Origin of the sequence: Halorubrum trapanicum (assembly GCF_017873555.1) — an archaeon.
Classification (GTDB): Archaea; Halobacteriota; Halobacteria; order Halobacteriales; family Haloferacaceae; genus Halorubrum; species Halorubrum trapanicum.
This window is the reverse complement of the sequence record NZ_JAGGKE010000013.1, coordinates 13,466-27,109: the sequence shown is the minus strand read 5'-3', so window position 1 is coordinate 27,109 and position 13,644 is coordinate 13,466. Positions and strand designations below refer to the sequence as shown.

Here is a 13,644-nt window from a genome sequence, read left to right as displayed (position 1 = left end):
GGTGTCTAAAATAATATTTGTAAGTTATTTACATCAGAGTTTCGTTAAGTCAATAAATTGGGTAATAACGTGTTTAGAGAAAATACTGAACATGAGCAAGAGATGCTCTTTTCGCCTTTGAAAGACCTTTCAGGCAGGATACGAAAGAAACTGCAGAATCACTGGTCTACTCACTTCTGCGAACATGTTTTCACCCAAATTGATGAAACAAAGTTCGAACGGCTATACCACGACGGGTATAGCCGTCCGAACAAGCCAGTCAACGAGCTTGTCTCCTTGGAGATTATCTAACACCTGCCGGTATGTCCGACAAAGAGCTCGAACACGCCTACGTCTTCGACTTTCGCGTCAGGAACGTATTAGGAAAGGAGACACTCGGAGACAATATTTGTGAGAAGACACTCACCAATTTCCGCCGTCGGTTGATGGAATACGAAGAAGAGACCGGTCACGACCTGCTAAACGAGGTTTTCGAGAATCACCGTACCTACTTTCAGGGTGAATTTGAGATTGATGCGAGTACTCAACGGATGGATTCGACGTTCATTGAGGCCAACATCAAGCAACTGTCTCGTGTCGATCTCCTCGCTAAAGTGCTTCACAATTTCCTGTGCGATCTCCTTCGGGAGATCGCACAGGAACTTCCTGCTGGAATGACGAGTTCGCCGACATCGAGAACTTAGAGCTGTCCTATCATCTTGAACCGGGCGAAATTCCCGCAACGATGGAAACGCTCGCCGAGCATACTGCGTGGCTTGTTGATCGATTCGGAGACGAGGATGAATACGCCGGGTTGAACAGCTTCGCTCATCTACAGCGTGTCCTCGACGAACAATGCTATCGCATTCCTGATCTCGAAGACGATGACGATAATCAGGATTCTGCTGATCAGGGCCATCCCGGTGACGAGTCACCGGGCTGGCAGCCACTCCAAACGTACACCTCTTCAAGTGACTCTACAGAGACTGCCGAAGATGAACCCGACTCCGAGTCGTTAGAAAGAGACGCCGAAGACAGACACGATCACATCGGACTGGAAGAGTCCGACGAGATCGACAGCAGCTCACTGCAAAACCCTCACGACGACGAAGCGACGTATCGTTCCAAGGACGCGGAAGATTACTTCGGCTACAAGTCGAATATCGCTGAGACATGCGATGGTGAAAATCCGTTTCGTCTAATTACGGCGGTTCGAGTCGATACGAACAACACGGATGATGGAGACCTCTTGGCCGAAGACGCGAGGAATCTCGCCGAGGAAACGGGATTACGTGACCTGCTCGTAGATGGTGGGTACACGCACAAGGAAGTAGAAAAGTGCTGCCGTGATCAGGAGATCACGCAGCACTTCACAGGAATCACGGGTCAACGGCCTGCGGCGGAGAAGATGTCGCTTGCCGCCCCAGAGTGGGATGGGACGAGAATGGTTGCGTGTCCTGCCGGACACGAACCATTCGAGCAGAACCATTACGAGACCGGCCGTATCTCGGGGAAGATGGACAAGAAGTTCTGTGATGGCTGCCAGCACCAAGAGAACTGTTTCGTCGAGGAACAGCAAGAACACTATAGCTACGGGTTCAGGGAACGGCGGGTAGAAGTGGCTCAGCGACGGAGGCGGTTGGATGATCCAGCGGAACAGGAGTTCCTGAACTTACGTGCCGGAGTTGAGTCATTGATGAACGAGATGTATCACAAAGACGGTGAGAAAACGAAGTTCACGGGGAAAATCAAGGTGAAAAACGCCTCGATAGCGAAAGCAATGGGGAGAAACCTGAAGCGAGCCTCCAGATTCCTGGAATCGGAGGCGAAGCAAGAGAAATCGACAGGATAGCCGGGCAAGAAGTGTCGTTTGTCGCTGTCAGCTGGTCCCTGTGTGGTGACGGCTCCGTTTTGATGAGAGAATCACCGGTGATCGGGCCGGGGTGTTCTCGTCAGAACACCCCTTTCTACGGTGCCATCAGAGGATCTATGTAGCACTCGGCCAGTGTGATTTCACGGCGATAATTGTAAATCAGTTGATCATCAGATTTGCTTTCTTAAACACTTTGTTTGTCCAGCCACCATTCCTGATATGGAATTCGACTTCACGCGCTCGGTGATTCCACTTGCTGTGATCGTCGCCGTCGCAACAGTCGCGCTAACGGTTATGATGACCCCCTCGACGGTCTTCATGATGGTCCTCCCCTCAATGATCGTCTTCTCGGTCATCGCGTTCTTCTTCGGGATGAAGCACGGTGAGTTCCGCGCTAGTCCGTAGTGGTACAGCCCAGTCCGTGAGATTCACAGGGTCGAGATCCATGCTCGCCCTGCGTTGTCTCTATCCGATTGATATTGCTGATCAATACGCTCTTTATTTCAACAAGACCTCGGTGAACAATCACCGACAGAGGATATCAACAGATGTAGTTGAGTCTATCTAATCCGCACTAACCTCAAACACGTCTTTTCGGGTAGGTGTAGCGGAATCGATCGAATAGATGAGCGTCCCGGTGAATAGCGCGATGCTACCCAAGAGGAATATCGAGTTGAGCGGCGACGCCGAATCGACGAAGATCCAGTATATCGGCGCCGCAATCGTGGGACCCGCGGCGATTACTGCGACTTGGGAGACGAGCGGCCCACAGCATCCACACGTACACGCACCGACGACCGTCGCCGTCCCGGCGGTGCCCTGTGTCGCTCCTGCCTCACGATTGAGACGCCAAGAGTGAGCAACGGCGGCCGCATTCAGGCCCACGAGAACGCCAAGCGATCCGAGTACCAGTAGTACTCCCGGAGAGATAGCGATGAAGAACGGAACGTCCGGAAGGAGTATTTCGAGTGTGGGCCACCGTACGATCTGATACAGTACGGATAAGACGGCCACAGTTGTCTCTTCGGGGGCACCTTCCTCACTGAAGAACGACAGATACCCCGATGTCGCCATAAAAAAGATACTCACCATGGCTCCGATACCGAATCCGAACCGACGTGCTACCGGATCCTGAAGAATCACGGACAGCGTCGGGCCCACATCTTTCCAGAGAATATATCCAACGAGCAGTGGTGTTGCGAGGACAATCCCGTAACCTATCGGATTCGTGTAGCCGCTAAAACCCGGAAGTAGGTACGGATACAGTATCCATCCTCCAAGTATCATTCCGAGAACCATGTACCGGGGACATGTTGTCCAACGCACGACCCCGACGATGAAACTCACAACCACGACCGAAAGACCCGTTACGATCGCGAGCGGCTGATACCACGACCGGGGGAACGGCATCGAACTGGCCTGATACGTCGGGTCCGGGGCCAGCCCCTCGAACAGAATCGCTCCGGCGACAGTAATCCCGATGCCGACCGCAATCCCGTACAGAGCGGCTGTCGGAGAGATTCGCCCGCTTCGTTTGAGCAGTACGAGAGTACCGACTGACAGGACGCCGATCAGAACGATCGCCAGTCCGTGCGATTGCGAGAGGCCTGACGCTTCGGAGCCACCGTGAGCGGCCACGGTCGGGATCAGAGAGAGGAGGATAACCCCGACTGAAAACAGGATACATAAGCGGGAGAACCTTCGATGAGAGCCCTCTCTGTCACCGTCTGTATCCTGTTGGCGTCCTCTCGGAAGCATTACCCAAGTTTAGCGATCCGCATACAATTATCTGTCTCTTTCGGCCCTCACGAAATCGTTGAAGTGACTCCGCGGAAATTTCCGTCCGGGCAAAACGTTTTGGAGAGAGCCCGATCAGGTTGTTTTGTGAAAATGTCCGATCTTATCAGTTCGGTTCGTATCCGGCGTACTCCATGAGCTGGCTGAAGATGTCCGAATCCATGACGGAGCGATACACGACTCCGGTAAGCATCCCGCCGGGATAGAACGTCCCATTCATGACGTGGTTGACCTTGTGGCAGTGCATGAGGTAGATGCCGGGGTCCGCGTCGGCCGTGAACTCGATCGTGTGCCGCTCGGCGGGGGCAATGTTCGTGACGTCGATGTCGTGTCGGGCTGCTTCCGGGACGACTCCACCGTCCTTTTCGACGCGCTGGAAGCGGTGGTTGTGGATGTGCATCGGGTGGGACATGTACCCGCCGTTGACGAGGTGAATTCTGACTAAATCTCCCTTATCGACGATGATCGGAGAGCCCTGTTCGGGATGGAGGGTTCGGGGTGCGCTCTTCCCGTTGACGGTGAAGACGTCCGGATTGCGCGAGGCCGTGTCGTACGTGAAGTCCGCTTCACCGGCCCACTTCTTCGGGACCCGCGAGTCCCAGTCTTTGATCGTCATGAAGTATTCCCGGTCCGCCGGTTCGTAGCCTTCGGGGTCGACCCGGAAGATCCCGTACATCCCCATATCGATGTGGCGGTGGGTCTGGAGGTGACAGTGGTACAAGTGCGTCCCCGGAACGTTCGCCGGGATCTCGTACGTGTGTTTCTCGCCTGCCGGGACTTGGATGCCGGTCGACGTCGGAACGCCGTCATTCTTCCACGTCTTCGTGACGCCGTGGAAGTGGATCGTGTGCGGCCGGCGTCCGTTCGTGTTGTCGAGCGTCACTTCCATGTCGTTACCTTCGGTCGTTCGGAGGATCGGGCCCGGAACGCTCGGGTCGTTGTCGTCGGCCTGCCACGCCCAGACGCGCGGGAACTCGACCGGGCCACCCATTGAATCGAGCGGGTGGACGGCGTGTCGCGCCGGCTGCGTCCCCATCGTTACGGAACCTCCCTGCTCGTCGACGTTGACCACCGTTGGAGGACTGGTGTAGGGAAGGTCAGACGACGTCTGTCCTTCGTTCGGGGCGTTCGCGGCCGCCGTCGGCGCGTTAATTGTTTTTGATGAACAGCCTGCCAACGCCGATACACCCGTCACGCCGGTTGCAGCGAGAAATTCCCGCCGGGACAGTCCAGTTCCAGGGGCACCGAAAGATCGGGTCATGGTCCATTTGGACGTTGTGCTGTCGCGATAAAGGGAGACTGCAGAATCTCTGTCTGTGAGAGGGCACGCTAACATGTTCGGTAACAGCCGGACGGATCCGGCAAGCAAACGCTTAGTTCTCCGTCACGAGAGCTAGTATCCGGGGTCAACGGGTAGCAAACAGTTACATTCCACCTGTGGCCGTCAAATATGCGCTCGTAAACTGTATCGCATTATACGCACCGTGAATCAGAGCCGGAACAACGAGGTTATCGGTGTACTCGTAGGTCGCACCGAGTACTAGAGCTAGCACGAATGCGATACCGACGTACACAAGCTTTCCTTCTCCACTCAACGAGAAGAGATGGATCGACGCGAAGAGGGCACTCGCAAGAACGATTGCACGGGTTGGATGTAGCGTTTCTCGAAGTGTTCCCTGAACCAGTCCTCGGTATAACAGCTCTTCGCCCGGACCGACTAGCAGAAACGATAGAGGGATGAGAATCAGAAACGCTGTCGGATTCTGCTGGCCAACTGTTACTACCTGGTTTTCCGCCGATTCCAGTCCGAGTGAGGAGATAACGCGTGATGCGACAATGAGCAATCCGAGAAGTGTACCTATTCCCCCGATGATTACAGCAATATCCCGCCTGTCCGGAATCGAAAGCGAAACGAATTCGAAGTCGAGATCGCGAAATCTGAGATAGAGGATTGAGAGCCCTCCGAATGTTACCCCCTGTAATAGGATCGTGCTCATTACGAGGCGCAACGATGGACGAGCGGTTACATCGACCCCGAATGCGCCCAGCAGTGCGGCAGCGATGGTGACAATTATCGACCCGATAACCGTTGAGCCGTACGTGAGCCCAACTGCACTCCCGACAGACTGAATCCGTGTCGTTGATTCTGTCATTTGAAAATACTGGTCACTGATCGATCTGTGAAAGCGATACGTCGAGTTCTGATACTGGGTTGTGCTTGTAAATTGGGTTTGATCATTGGTTGCGTGGTTTTGTCTTCGTTTGTCTCACAGATACAATTATACAGATAGCTCCTGCGGCTGTAATGAGCGTGAATGCCAGAAGTGAGAGATTCAGAATTGTCATCTTTTCTACAGGAACTGCTATTGTACAGCGGCACACGGTCCTTTGAGGGAGCAGGTGGTTGTCGCGCTTGCAACACTGTGTGATACGTTGCGATCACTCCACCCAGAACTGACAAGGGAATACTAGTCCGCCAAACAGTAGGGCGAGCTTCGATCGCTGCGACACCCATAACCATTACTAGTGGGTACATCAGAATTCGTTGGTACCAACAGAGGTCACACGGTACCAGTCCGAGGCTAAACCAGAGACTCCCAGCTGTTGCGATCCCGGCGATGAGGGTTGCACTACCCAATACGAGCCAGATCCGATCACGATCCATCTGCGAGTTGTTCGATAAGGGTACGAGTTCGTTGTTCGTCACTCAGCGGGTTGACTGTTTCACCATCGATCACAAGGGCGGGGGTTCCCGAAACGCCGGCGTCGGCTGCTGCCTGACTCGTCTCTCGAACCGGTGATTCGTAGGCTTGTTCCTGAATTTTTGTCCGGAGCTGTTCCGTCTCCGTTACTCCAGCCTCCTCAGCGAATGACACGAGTTTGTTAGTGGTTGCCCATTCCTCACCCTCCGGTGGTTGATTGGCGAAGACGTATTCGTGGTATCGCCAGTAGGTTTCAGGAGCTACATTCCAGACACCGAGACCACCTTGAGCGGCACGAGGGGCATCAGAGGCGAGGAATGGCTCACCGTCGATGTAGGCCAACGCACGGAATTGTAGGCTGATGTCTCCGGGCTCGACGTAGTCTGTGACTATATTGCCGAGAAAATCTGTGCTGAAGTCTGCACAGTACGGACATTTCCAGTTCCCATAGTAGGTCACCGTTGGTCGGTCGGCCGCTCCCGCTCTTGCGTATGTGGATGATGTGGGGTCGTCTGGGTCCGGCGCGTTAGCTACCGCATCATCAACAGCAGCATTTGTTGATTCATTATTTTCGCCACCGAGACATCCACTGAGCGCCAATACTCCACTTGTCGCGAGGAACTGACGTCTCGTTAACAGTCTATGTCCTCCACCAGATGATGTGAGCATAGTCGAGATGCGTTCGCTATCGGTCATGCTTCTCCCCATATTTTGGATTTATCGACTCGTGTGTCACGAAGATAGGTCGTAAGGACGGTCATGAGCAGGCTGAGGAGAATGAGAATAGCGACTCCGAGGTGCGTCGTGACTATTATTGGTTCGAGGTTCTCTGTGACAGTCAGTCGTCCGAGTACGACCTGAATTGGAAGCAAGATGAGTGCCGTTGTTGCGGACCACTTGACTAACGTATCGTCTGGGTAGAAAATCCACGCACCAACTGCTGTCCCCGCGATGAAGAGGCCAGCAGTCATCGCAAGTCCCCGGTGGGCCCATTCGGCGAATATCTGCAGGGCAGAGTACGGTGAATTTGCGATGATATCGGGTTGGAAGAAGGGTACCCAGGTACCGTAGCAGCTCGGCCAGTCGGGGCAAGAGAGTCCAGCACCGATTGCACTCGTATAGGCGCCGAGAAGCATCACGATGTACGTCAGAACCAGCGTCAGGCCGGCGATGTGCTCGAACTTAACTGGACCCTCTGAAATCGTCTTTCGAAGGTAGTTTGAGTTCGCTGAATTTTGGGCCATATCTCGATTGATGGGATGCCTCCCAATTACGATAAGGCTGTTAAAGGCATGATGACAAAGGTATAGGTCGGATTCCCCCTAAGTGGGATTCCGCCACTTGTTCATTGCGGAGCCACCCCTCCGAATTGTCAAGAAGACCCACGATTTGGAGGTGCAAACCTGTCCATAATATTATCATTATGTGTCAAAAACAAAGCAACGAACAGTCGTTAGATAGTCGCAAGCGGGTCTCGGAGTGTATCGAGAGCAATGTGTGTCCTGAGTGTCAAGGCCAAATCATTCAGAAGGGCAATGGAGGTGAATCGGCTTGTGAAGGTTGTGGGTTAATTTTCAAGGAAAGCCGAGTCGATCACGGCCCGGAATGGCGTGCGTTCACGTCGGAAGAACGTGATGAAAAGAGTCGTGTTGGTTCCCCGACGACGCATCTGATGCACGATAAGGGATTGAGTACTACCATTGGTTGGCGGGATAAGGATGCCTACGGACAAGCAGTTCCTGATCGCAAACGCGCTCAACTACAGCGCCTTCGGATGTGGGATGAGCGGTTTCGGGCGAAAGATTCCTATGAGCGAAATCTCAAACAAGCACTCGGTGAGATCAACCGCATGGCGTCTGCTCTCGGTCTTCCGAAATCAGTCCGAGAAACTGCCGGCATCCTGTATAAGCGTGCTGTAGAGAAGGACCTGCTACCTGGCCGATCGATTGAGGGGATGTCAACGGCTTCGTTGTATGCGGCTGCTCGACAGCATGGGACGCCACGTCCACTGACTGAATTCTCCGACGTAAGTCGTGTCAAAAAAATCAGAGTCCAGCGAGCATACCGATATCTCTCCCGTGAACTCGGGTTGGAGATCGAGCCGCAAAATCCGACTCAATATCTTCCACAATTCGCGTCATCGCTTGATGTGAGCGATGAAGCAGAACGACGTTCTAGAGAACTTCTTGAGGTGGCAACAGATAATGGTGTCCACAGTGGGAAAAACCCGGCAGGATTGGCGGCCGCCGCGCTGTATGCTGCGACCCATCTCACGAACGAACAGCTCACACAGGAGACTGTAAGTGAAATCGCCCACGTCAGCCAAGTAACGATCCAAAACCGATATCAGGAACTTCTCGAGGTGTATGAGAAGCATGCCTGAATGGGTGGGTCTGTTCGGACAGCAAACAGCTCTTCATTCACTCACAGCCGTAATTCTAATATGAGCAAATTTCAGATAGAGACCAAGATTGATCGAGATACAACAGTTAGTAGCCAGCCACCTTCTTACGTAATAGATATTGTTAATTCAGTTGACAAACATTTGATTGCTGTCGAACAAACATGTACCCACTTTCATAATGACGAGTTCATCAGTTCGCTCGGGCGAGGCTTCTCCGAAATCATTGAAGAAACGGCACAACGATCCGAAACTCAGTATAGGTTATAACACCCCGCTATTAGTATCACTATGTCGACTCTCATCTCGCGATTCTTTCGACAACTTACCTGTTATGAGCTGGATATCGCAACCGGTCTTAGATCCGAACCATCAGGAGCATTCCCGAAGAACAATTGGACCCCATATTCCGCCCAACATATTTAATAGAACAATGCGAGACAATTCAGCGTCATCTGAGGACACACCGGCGTTACAAGATGTCCTCGATGCGTTGGACGATCCTGAGTGTCGATCCATTCTCCGCGAAACCATTGAACCTATGACTGCAAACGAATTGAGCGATGTCTGTGACATCCCCAAGTCGACGTTGTATCGCAAATTAGAACTTCTCAGCTCCGCTGCTCTCGTACGAAAGTGGGATACGATCAATCCCGGTGGCGGACGTGTCACTCACTACGAGCGGTCATTCAATGACGTAATGATTTCCCTGGATGACACGGGTGAGTTTTCGGTGAATATCGAGCGGCTATCACAGTCTACCGACGAGCGACTTGCTGACATCTGGACAATGATGGGGGACGAAATATGAAGGAAGTTGTACCCGCAATTGCGATAGTTAAGTTTGTAATCCTGATTCTCGGGGGTGGAATTACTTATATCGCGTTCAAAGCTTATCGGCGAACTGGTGAGAATTCTCTCCGCGTTCTGGGTATCGGATTTGGTGTCCTCACGCTCGGAGCACTGTTGACAGGTGTAGCTAATCAGTTCTTCTCTGTCTCATTGGCATATGTTGTCCTCATAAATAGTATGTTCGTCGCTTTCGCACTCGCGATTATTATGTATTCTTTGTATATTCAGAAATAGCTCTGATCTTGCCGAGAGCGAATGTACGGTCGAGAAAGCAGTCACGGCGGGTGAATCACCTTCCAGCCCTGAAGCGAGTGGGCGACAATCTCGTCGGCGGAGCGGTCGTCACAAACGGGGCTGCTGTGTTCACGGTGAGTGACAGTGTATCCAGCAGAGTTGACGGCTCATCACGTGGGTCTGAGGTCACCAGAGTGGAGACCACGGCATCCAGCGATGGGTCGATCGATCCGGGTCGTCCGGTCTTTCAGTCGTCGTGGGCGGAGCGGTATTGCTGGCGGCTGGTCGCTCGTGATGGGGGCTGGCGTCTCGATCGCCGTCCTGACGGCGTTGTCAGTGTCTTGATCGGGTGTCCATGGGTACTCGAGTTCGCGACACCATTCTCCGTCGCAACGAGTATCGAGGAAACAGTGATCCGCGGTATCATCGTGTTCGACGAAATCGTCTTCGAGTGTCTCCGAAACGGCGACGTTGTCGTCGGCGAATCACAATTGGGTAGAGATGACACGCTCACGCAGCTGAGCAACCGTGATACGAAGATCATCGTTCTGATCGGCGATGACGAGGATGCCACTGGCTTTCTTGACATCTACCTGCCGTCGACAACGTGCTTGAAGGAGTTCCGCCTACGGTAAATACGACCGTCGCGGTAGCAAAAGCAACCAGACATAGGCTGGTGATTGCAACTAGTTCTACGGAGGTATACCTGCCCAACACGCGATTCTGTGAAGCTAGTCGTGTAGTGGGCAGATATGAGGTCGGCCTATAGAGGGTCGAAGCGGGTTGGAGATGCTCCATCGAGGATTTGAACCTCGGTCCTCGGCGTGAGATACCGAGATGATTGGCCGAGCTACACCAACGGAGCATATTGATCTCACTGGCGAATCCAGTTAAGCCTAATCACTTTACGAAACAGAATTCGACATCCGTAGACGACTCATGGTGTCTACATAACGAGTCCGTGGTCACTCCGACTTTGCGAGTTCGGTACGTCAAATGAGGTCGGTGTCCTACGTATTGGGTATCCTCCTTTGCCTCTTACGCTCTTCGGAAGTAGATTGTTGGTCAGGTAGAGCTGTCGCTGTGGAAGCGTAGCGGGCAAGGGTGACGCGAACGCGTCACCCGAACGCAATGTTCCCATTTGAATTGCTGAGTTCAGAGGCGAGCGCCGCGAGGGCCTCTGTTGCCCCCGCTGCCGGTCTGAGTCAGTGATCAAACACGGCAGCTATCGAGAGTATCAACGGTATCTCTGTAAGGATTGCGACCGCACGTTCAACGACAAGACTGGCACGATCTTCGCGCACGCGAAGATCGGCCTCGACAAGCTCTTGTTCGCGTTCTACTCGTTCCTCCGATTCAACACGAGTATCCGCCAGTTAGATGCTGAAATTGACGTTTCGTATCGTTCACTTCGCCGGCGCGTCGAGCAGTTCGCCAGAACGCTCGACGCGCCAGACATCTCTCTCGTTGGCCCGGTCGAGATTGACGAGTTCTACGTCTCTTCCGGCTTGAAAGGCCGCGAGCGCGACCGCTGGTCGCGCTCTCGCGGCCTCTCTCGACGCGGACGCGGAACGTATGATCAAGACAAACCACCCGTGTTCGTCCTCGTGGATCGCGGCAGCGGTCAGCGATACGTCATTCCGGCGAAATCCGCCGACGAAGCGACGGTGCGACTCCTTCTCGGCAACCACGAGAAGGAGTCGCTGACCGTGTATACTGACGGATTTCGGGCCTACGATCCACTCGACGATGACGAGAACTTCCACCGAGAAGCAGTAATTCACGATGACGGCGAGTACGCTGATGGAGACGCGCACGTGAACACGTGCGAGAGCCACGCGTCGCTGGCGCGACGGTGGCTCTCGCCGCATCGAGGCGTCTCAAAGGACAAACTGACAGCGTATCTCAGACCGCTCCAGCTTCGGCGACGAATCCTCCATAAACCGGGTCGAGAGGCACTGAAAGAGATTGTCCAAGCAGTTCTCTGACTCACCAACAATCTACGTCACAAGAGCGTAGTGCCATTCTCACTACTGCTCGTTGGTCCTGGCGAAGAATTCTTATTCCGAGGGCTTATCCAGGGAACACTACGACAAACCTTCCGGCCAGGGAGTGCAGTCGTTATTGCGAGTGCGATCTTCGCTGTGAGTCACACGACAGCTCTCAGTGGTGATGGCCAACTCACCTACATGGCCGTCGTGTTCGTTCTCGCACTCGTCCTCGGCGCCACCTACGAATATGCGGAGAACCTCGTAACCCCAGCTGTGATCCATGGTGTGTATAATGCCGTATTGCTCTCCGCCCTCTACTTGCAGGTAACGTGAAGTGCTCAGAGAAACCGTGAGTCCCACGCCGTCATCGCTTACTGATGCTCTGGCACCTGTGCATATTCGTTCGATTCACTAGCCATGTCGATAGTCGCGTGGTCAACGTCGAATTCGTCGTGAAGAACGTCGACAGCCTGTGTTTTGAGTTTCTCCCGCTCCTCGAGTGACTGGACATCGTCTTTCAGATGCATCGACGCGACGCGGATCGTACTCGATAACTGCCAAACGTGTACATCATCGACTGCCACGACGCCCTCGAGTTGTTTTAACCGGGTTTCGACTTCGTCGACGGAAACCGGACTCCGCTGGAAGAATATTTTGCCGCTCTCACGGAGTAGTTTCACAGCCGACCAGATAATGATGACCGCGATCAACACTGCCGTGATTGGGTCAGCGAGTGTCGATCCAGTGAACTCAACAACGAGCATCGAAACGATGACAGCGACGGACGCGCCGGTATCCCCGATAAGATGGTAGTACGCACCCTTCTCGTTGAGGTTCATTTCGCCGCCCTGTAAGTAGTACACGGACGCGAAGTTCACGACCAGTCCGCCCGTAGCGAGTCCTGCTGTCATCAACGGATCGATCTCGACGGGTTTGAGGAATCGCTGATAGGACTCCCAGACGAGGTATCCCACCATCGGAACGAGGAGGACACCGTTCAGAAACGCAGTGAACGGCTCGACACGGTCCAGTCCGTATGACCAGTACTCGCCTGGTTCAGTACGTCGTGAGACGTAGGCGGCACCGAAGGCGAGAACGTACGCGAGCGCGTCGAACAGCATGTGGAAGGCGTCGCCGATCAGGGCTACGGAACCGAAGAGGAGACCACCAGCAAGTTCGATCACGAAGCCGACGAGGTTGATCAGGGCGACCACGCCCAATTTCCGGATGCTCCGTTCGCCACTATCATGGCCGTGTCCGCTGTCGTGGCTCTGAGTAGTTCCCAAACGAAATCACCTACATTGTGATTCTTAATCTAGTAGATTAAACACACAGGTTTGGGTTCTGCCGTACGAAGGAAACACTCCAGTGCATCATCTGTAGAAGGAGAAGAGCCTGGAGGACGGATATGAAAGACTAGATCCTTGGACAGAGAACACCTCGTCACAGTAACTATTCCGTTATCAACCTGGATTTCGTACGTCAACGGAGGATTACCCTGATATCTTAATAATTCTATCCGTTGTGGCTCTCCGCTAACTCGATGTGACCTGCCGATTGTGGACCGTGTTGAGTGTTGATGAATCACCGAACGCTACGTCAATTATTACCCGATCTCATCCCATCGACGGACAAGTGCGATCCCGAAGATGAAGACGATCGCCCCCACACCGAGCTGTCGCCCGACCGTGCCGAACTCCACGTTCTGGAGCGCGACAAACCCTCTGATAGCCATGATCGCCGTCACCAGACAGACGAGCACAAGAACGACACGCCGGGTATCCATACGGCGGCGTTATCGGTCGACATAATAAA

The 13,644-nt window shown here is 53.6% G+C and carries 16 protein-coding genes, 1 tRNA gene and 1 pseudogene; 9 read left to right on the top strand and 9 right to left on the bottom strand.

Annotation, left to right across the window (positions count from 1 at the left end):
* The first annotated feature begins 302 nt into the window (after window positions 1–302).
* The 3 genes from J2744_RS12935 (at window position 303) to J2744_RS12925 (ending at window position 2,257) form a co-directional block, all read left to right on the top strand.
* Complete coding sequence (locus J2744_RS12935; protein ID WP_206664951.1) at window positions 303–683, top strand: hypothetical protein; 381 nt, start codon at window positions 303–305, stop codon at window positions 681–683.
* Window positions 684–724: 41 nt separating this feature from the next.
* Window positions 725–1,831, top strand: coding sequence for a transposase (locus J2744_RS12930; protein ID WP_206664950.1), 1,107 nt, complete (start codon window positions 725–727; stop codon window positions 1,829–1,831).
* A 240-nt stretch (window positions 1,832–2,071) separates the two neighbouring features.
* Window positions 2,072–2,257 (top strand): DUF7333 family protein, encoded by a 186-nt coding sequence (locus tag J2744_RS12925; RefSeq protein WP_058365063.1) that lies wholly within the window; start codon window positions 2,072–2,074, stop codon window positions 2,255–2,257.
* A gap of 159 nt (window positions 2,258–2,416) precedes the next feature.
* Here the strand turns inward: J2744_RS12925 and J2744_RS12920 are convergent, their stop codons facing one another.
* The 6 genes from J2744_RS12920 to J2744_RS12895 form a co-directional block, all read right to left on the bottom strand.
* Window positions 2,417–3,610, bottom strand: coding sequence for a hypothetical protein (locus J2744_RS12920; RefSeq protein WP_241659220.1), 1,194 nt, complete (start codon window positions 3,608–3,610; stop codon window positions 2,417–2,419).
* A 145-nt stretch (window positions 3,611–3,755) separates the two neighbouring features.
* Window positions 3,756–4,910: a multicopper oxidase domain-containing protein gene (locus tag J2744_RS12915; RefSeq protein ID WP_058365064.1), complete on the bottom strand. Its 1,155-nt coding sequence runs from the start codon at window positions 4,908–4,910 to the stop codon at window positions 3,756–3,758.
* Window positions 4,911–5,073: 163 nt separating this feature from the next.
* Window positions 5,074–5,646, bottom strand: a complete 573-nt coding sequence (locus tag J2744_RS12910; RefSeq protein WP_206668691.1) for a CPBP family intramembrane glutamic endopeptidase — start codon at window positions 5,644–5,646, stop codon at window positions 5,074–5,076.
* Between the two features lie 152 nt (window positions 5,647–5,798).
* The gene (locus tag J2744_RS12905) at window positions 5,799–6,314 is read right to left on the bottom strand and encodes a disulfide bond formation protein B (protein WP_343771647.1); all 516 of its coding nucleotides are present in this window, start codon (window positions 6,312–6,314) and stop codon (window positions 5,799–5,801) included.
* Window positions 6,304–7,047 (bottom strand): DsbA family protein, encoded by a 744-nt coding sequence (locus tag J2744_RS12900; RefSeq protein ID WP_206664949.1) that lies wholly within the window; start codon window positions 7,045–7,047, stop codon window positions 6,304–6,306. Before J2744_RS12900 ends, J2744_RS12905 begins: the two co-directional genes overlap by 11 nt.
* Window positions 7,044–7,595 (bottom strand): COX15/CtaA family protein, encoded by a 552-nt coding sequence (locus J2744_RS12895; RefSeq protein WP_080508279.1) that lies wholly within the window; start codon window positions 7,593–7,595, stop codon window positions 7,044–7,046. Before J2744_RS12895 ends, J2744_RS12900 begins: the two co-directional genes overlap by 4 nt.
* A gap of 179 nt (window positions 7,596–7,774) precedes the next feature.
* Here J2744_RS12895 and J2744_RS12890 point away from each other — a divergent pair, with 179 nt between their 5' ends.
* From J2744_RS12890 to J2744_RS12880, 4 genes are all read left to right on the top strand, one after another.
* Window positions 7,775–8,734 carry a transcription initiation factor IIB gene (locus J2744_RS12890; protein ID WP_080508280.1) on the top strand — a complete coding sequence of 320 codons (960 nt, stop codon included), beginning with the start codon at window positions 7,775–7,777 and terminating at the stop codon, window positions 8,732–8,734.
* 451 nt (window positions 8,735–9,185) lie between these two features.
* Window positions 9,186–9,563, top strand: coding sequence for a winged helix-turn-helix domain-containing protein (locus J2744_RS12885; protein WP_080508281.1), 378 nt, complete (start codon window positions 9,186–9,188; stop codon window positions 9,561–9,563).
* Window positions 9,560–9,838 (top strand): DUF7521 family protein, encoded by a 279-nt coding sequence (locus J2744_RS15355; RefSeq protein ID WP_080508282.1) that lies wholly within the window; start codon window positions 9,560–9,562, stop codon window positions 9,836–9,838. The genes J2744_RS12885 and J2744_RS15355 overlap by 4 nt, the downstream gene beginning before the upstream one ends.
* A gap of 50 nt (window positions 9,839–9,888) precedes the next feature.
* Window positions 9,889–10,473 carry a hypothetical protein gene (locus J2744_RS12880; RefSeq protein ID WP_210113741.1) on the top strand — a complete coding sequence of 195 codons (585 nt, stop codon included), beginning with the start codon at window positions 9,889–9,891 and terminating at the stop codon, window positions 10,471–10,473.
* Window positions 10,474–10,628: 155 nt separating this feature from the next.
* Here J2744_RS12880 and J2744_RS12875 read toward each other — a convergent pair.
* A tRNA-Glu gene (locus tag J2744_RS12875) sits at window positions 10,629–10,703 on the bottom strand.
* 266 nt (window positions 10,704–10,969) lie between these two features.
* Here J2744_RS12875 and J2744_RS12870 point away from each other — a divergent pair.
* Together J2744_RS12870 and J2744_RS15555 are read left to right on the top strand one after the other, a co-directional pair.
* A pseudogene (locus J2744_RS12870) lies at window positions 10,970–11,826 on the top strand (IS1595 family transposase).
* Between the two features lie 30 nt (window positions 11,827–11,856).
* Window positions 11,857–12,162 carry a CPBP family intramembrane glutamic endopeptidase gene (locus J2744_RS15555; protein ID WP_080508283.1) on the top strand — a complete coding sequence of 102 codons (306 nt, stop codon included), beginning with the start codon at window positions 11,857–11,859 and terminating at the stop codon, window positions 12,160–12,162.
* A 38-nt stretch (window positions 12,163–12,200) separates the two neighbouring features.
* Here the strand turns inward: J2744_RS15555 and J2744_RS12860 are convergent, their stop codons facing one another.
* Together J2744_RS12860 and J2744_RS12855 are read right to left on the bottom strand one after the other, a co-directional pair.
* Window positions 12,201–13,049, bottom strand: a complete 849-nt coding sequence (locus J2744_RS12860) for a cation diffusion facilitator family transporter (RefSeq protein WP_280921423.1) — start codon at window positions 13,047–13,049, stop codon at window positions 12,201–12,203.
* A 386-nt stretch (window positions 13,050–13,435) separates the two neighbouring features.
* Window positions 13,436–13,615 (bottom strand): hypothetical protein, encoded by a 180-nt coding sequence (locus J2744_RS12855; protein WP_058365068.1) that lies wholly within the window; start codon window positions 13,613–13,615, stop codon window positions 13,436–13,438.
* Window positions 13,616–13,644 lie beyond the last annotated feature (29 nt).

What these genes read in the sequence shown, in the direction of transcription:
- J2744_RS12935 (WP_206664951.1), top strand. Translation starts at nt 303, where the DNA reads ATGTCCGACAAAGAGCTCGAACACGCCTACGTCTTCGACTTTCGCGTC.
- J2744_RS12930 (WP_206664950.1), top strand. Translation starts at nt 725, where the DNA reads ATGGAAACGCTCGCCGAGCATACTGCGTGGCTTGTTGATCGATTCGGA.
- J2744_RS12925 (WP_058365063.1), top strand. Translation starts at nt 2,072, where the DNA reads ATGGAATTCGACTTCACGCGCTCGGTGATTCCACTTGCTGTGATCGTC.
- J2744_RS12920 (WP_241659220.1), bottom strand. Translation starts at nt 3,610, where the DNA reads ATGCTTCCGAGAGGACGCCAACAGGATACAGACGGTGACAGAGAGGGC.
- J2744_RS12915 (WP_058365064.1), bottom strand. Translation starts at nt 4,910, where the DNA reads ATGACCCGATCTTTCGGTGCCCCTGGAACTGGACTGTCCCGGCGGGAA.
- J2744_RS12910 (WP_206668691.1), bottom strand. Translation starts at nt 5,646, where the DNA reads ATGAGCACGATCCTATTACAGGGGGTAACATTCGGAGGGCTCTCAATC.
- J2744_RS12905 (WP_343771647.1), bottom strand. Translation starts at nt 6,314, where the DNA reads ATGGATCGTGATCGGATCTGGCTCGTATTGGGTAGTGCAACCCTCATC.
- J2744_RS12900 (WP_206664949.1), bottom strand. Translation starts at nt 7,047, where the DNA reads ATGACCGATAGCGAACGCATCTCGACTATGCTCACATCATCTGGTGGA.
- J2744_RS12895 (WP_080508279.1), bottom strand. Translation starts at nt 7,595, where the DNA reads ATGGCCCAAAATTCAGCGAACTCAAACTACCTTCGAAAGACGATTTCA.
- J2744_RS12890 (WP_080508280.1), top strand. Translation starts at nt 7,775, where the DNA reads ATGTGTCAAAAACAAAGCAACGAACAGTCGTTAGATAGTCGCAAGCGG.
- J2744_RS12885 (WP_080508281.1), top strand. Translation starts at nt 9,186, where the DNA reads ATGCGAGACAATTCAGCGTCATCTGAGGACACACCGGCGTTACAAGAT.
- J2744_RS15355 (WP_080508282.1), top strand. Translation starts at nt 9,560, where the DNA reads ATGAAGGAAGTTGTACCCGCAATTGCGATAGTTAAGTTTGTAATCCTG.
- J2744_RS12855 (WP_058365068.1), bottom strand. Translation starts at nt 13,615, where the DNA reads ATGGATACCCGGCGTGTCGTTCTTGTGCTCGTCTGTCTGGTGACGGCG.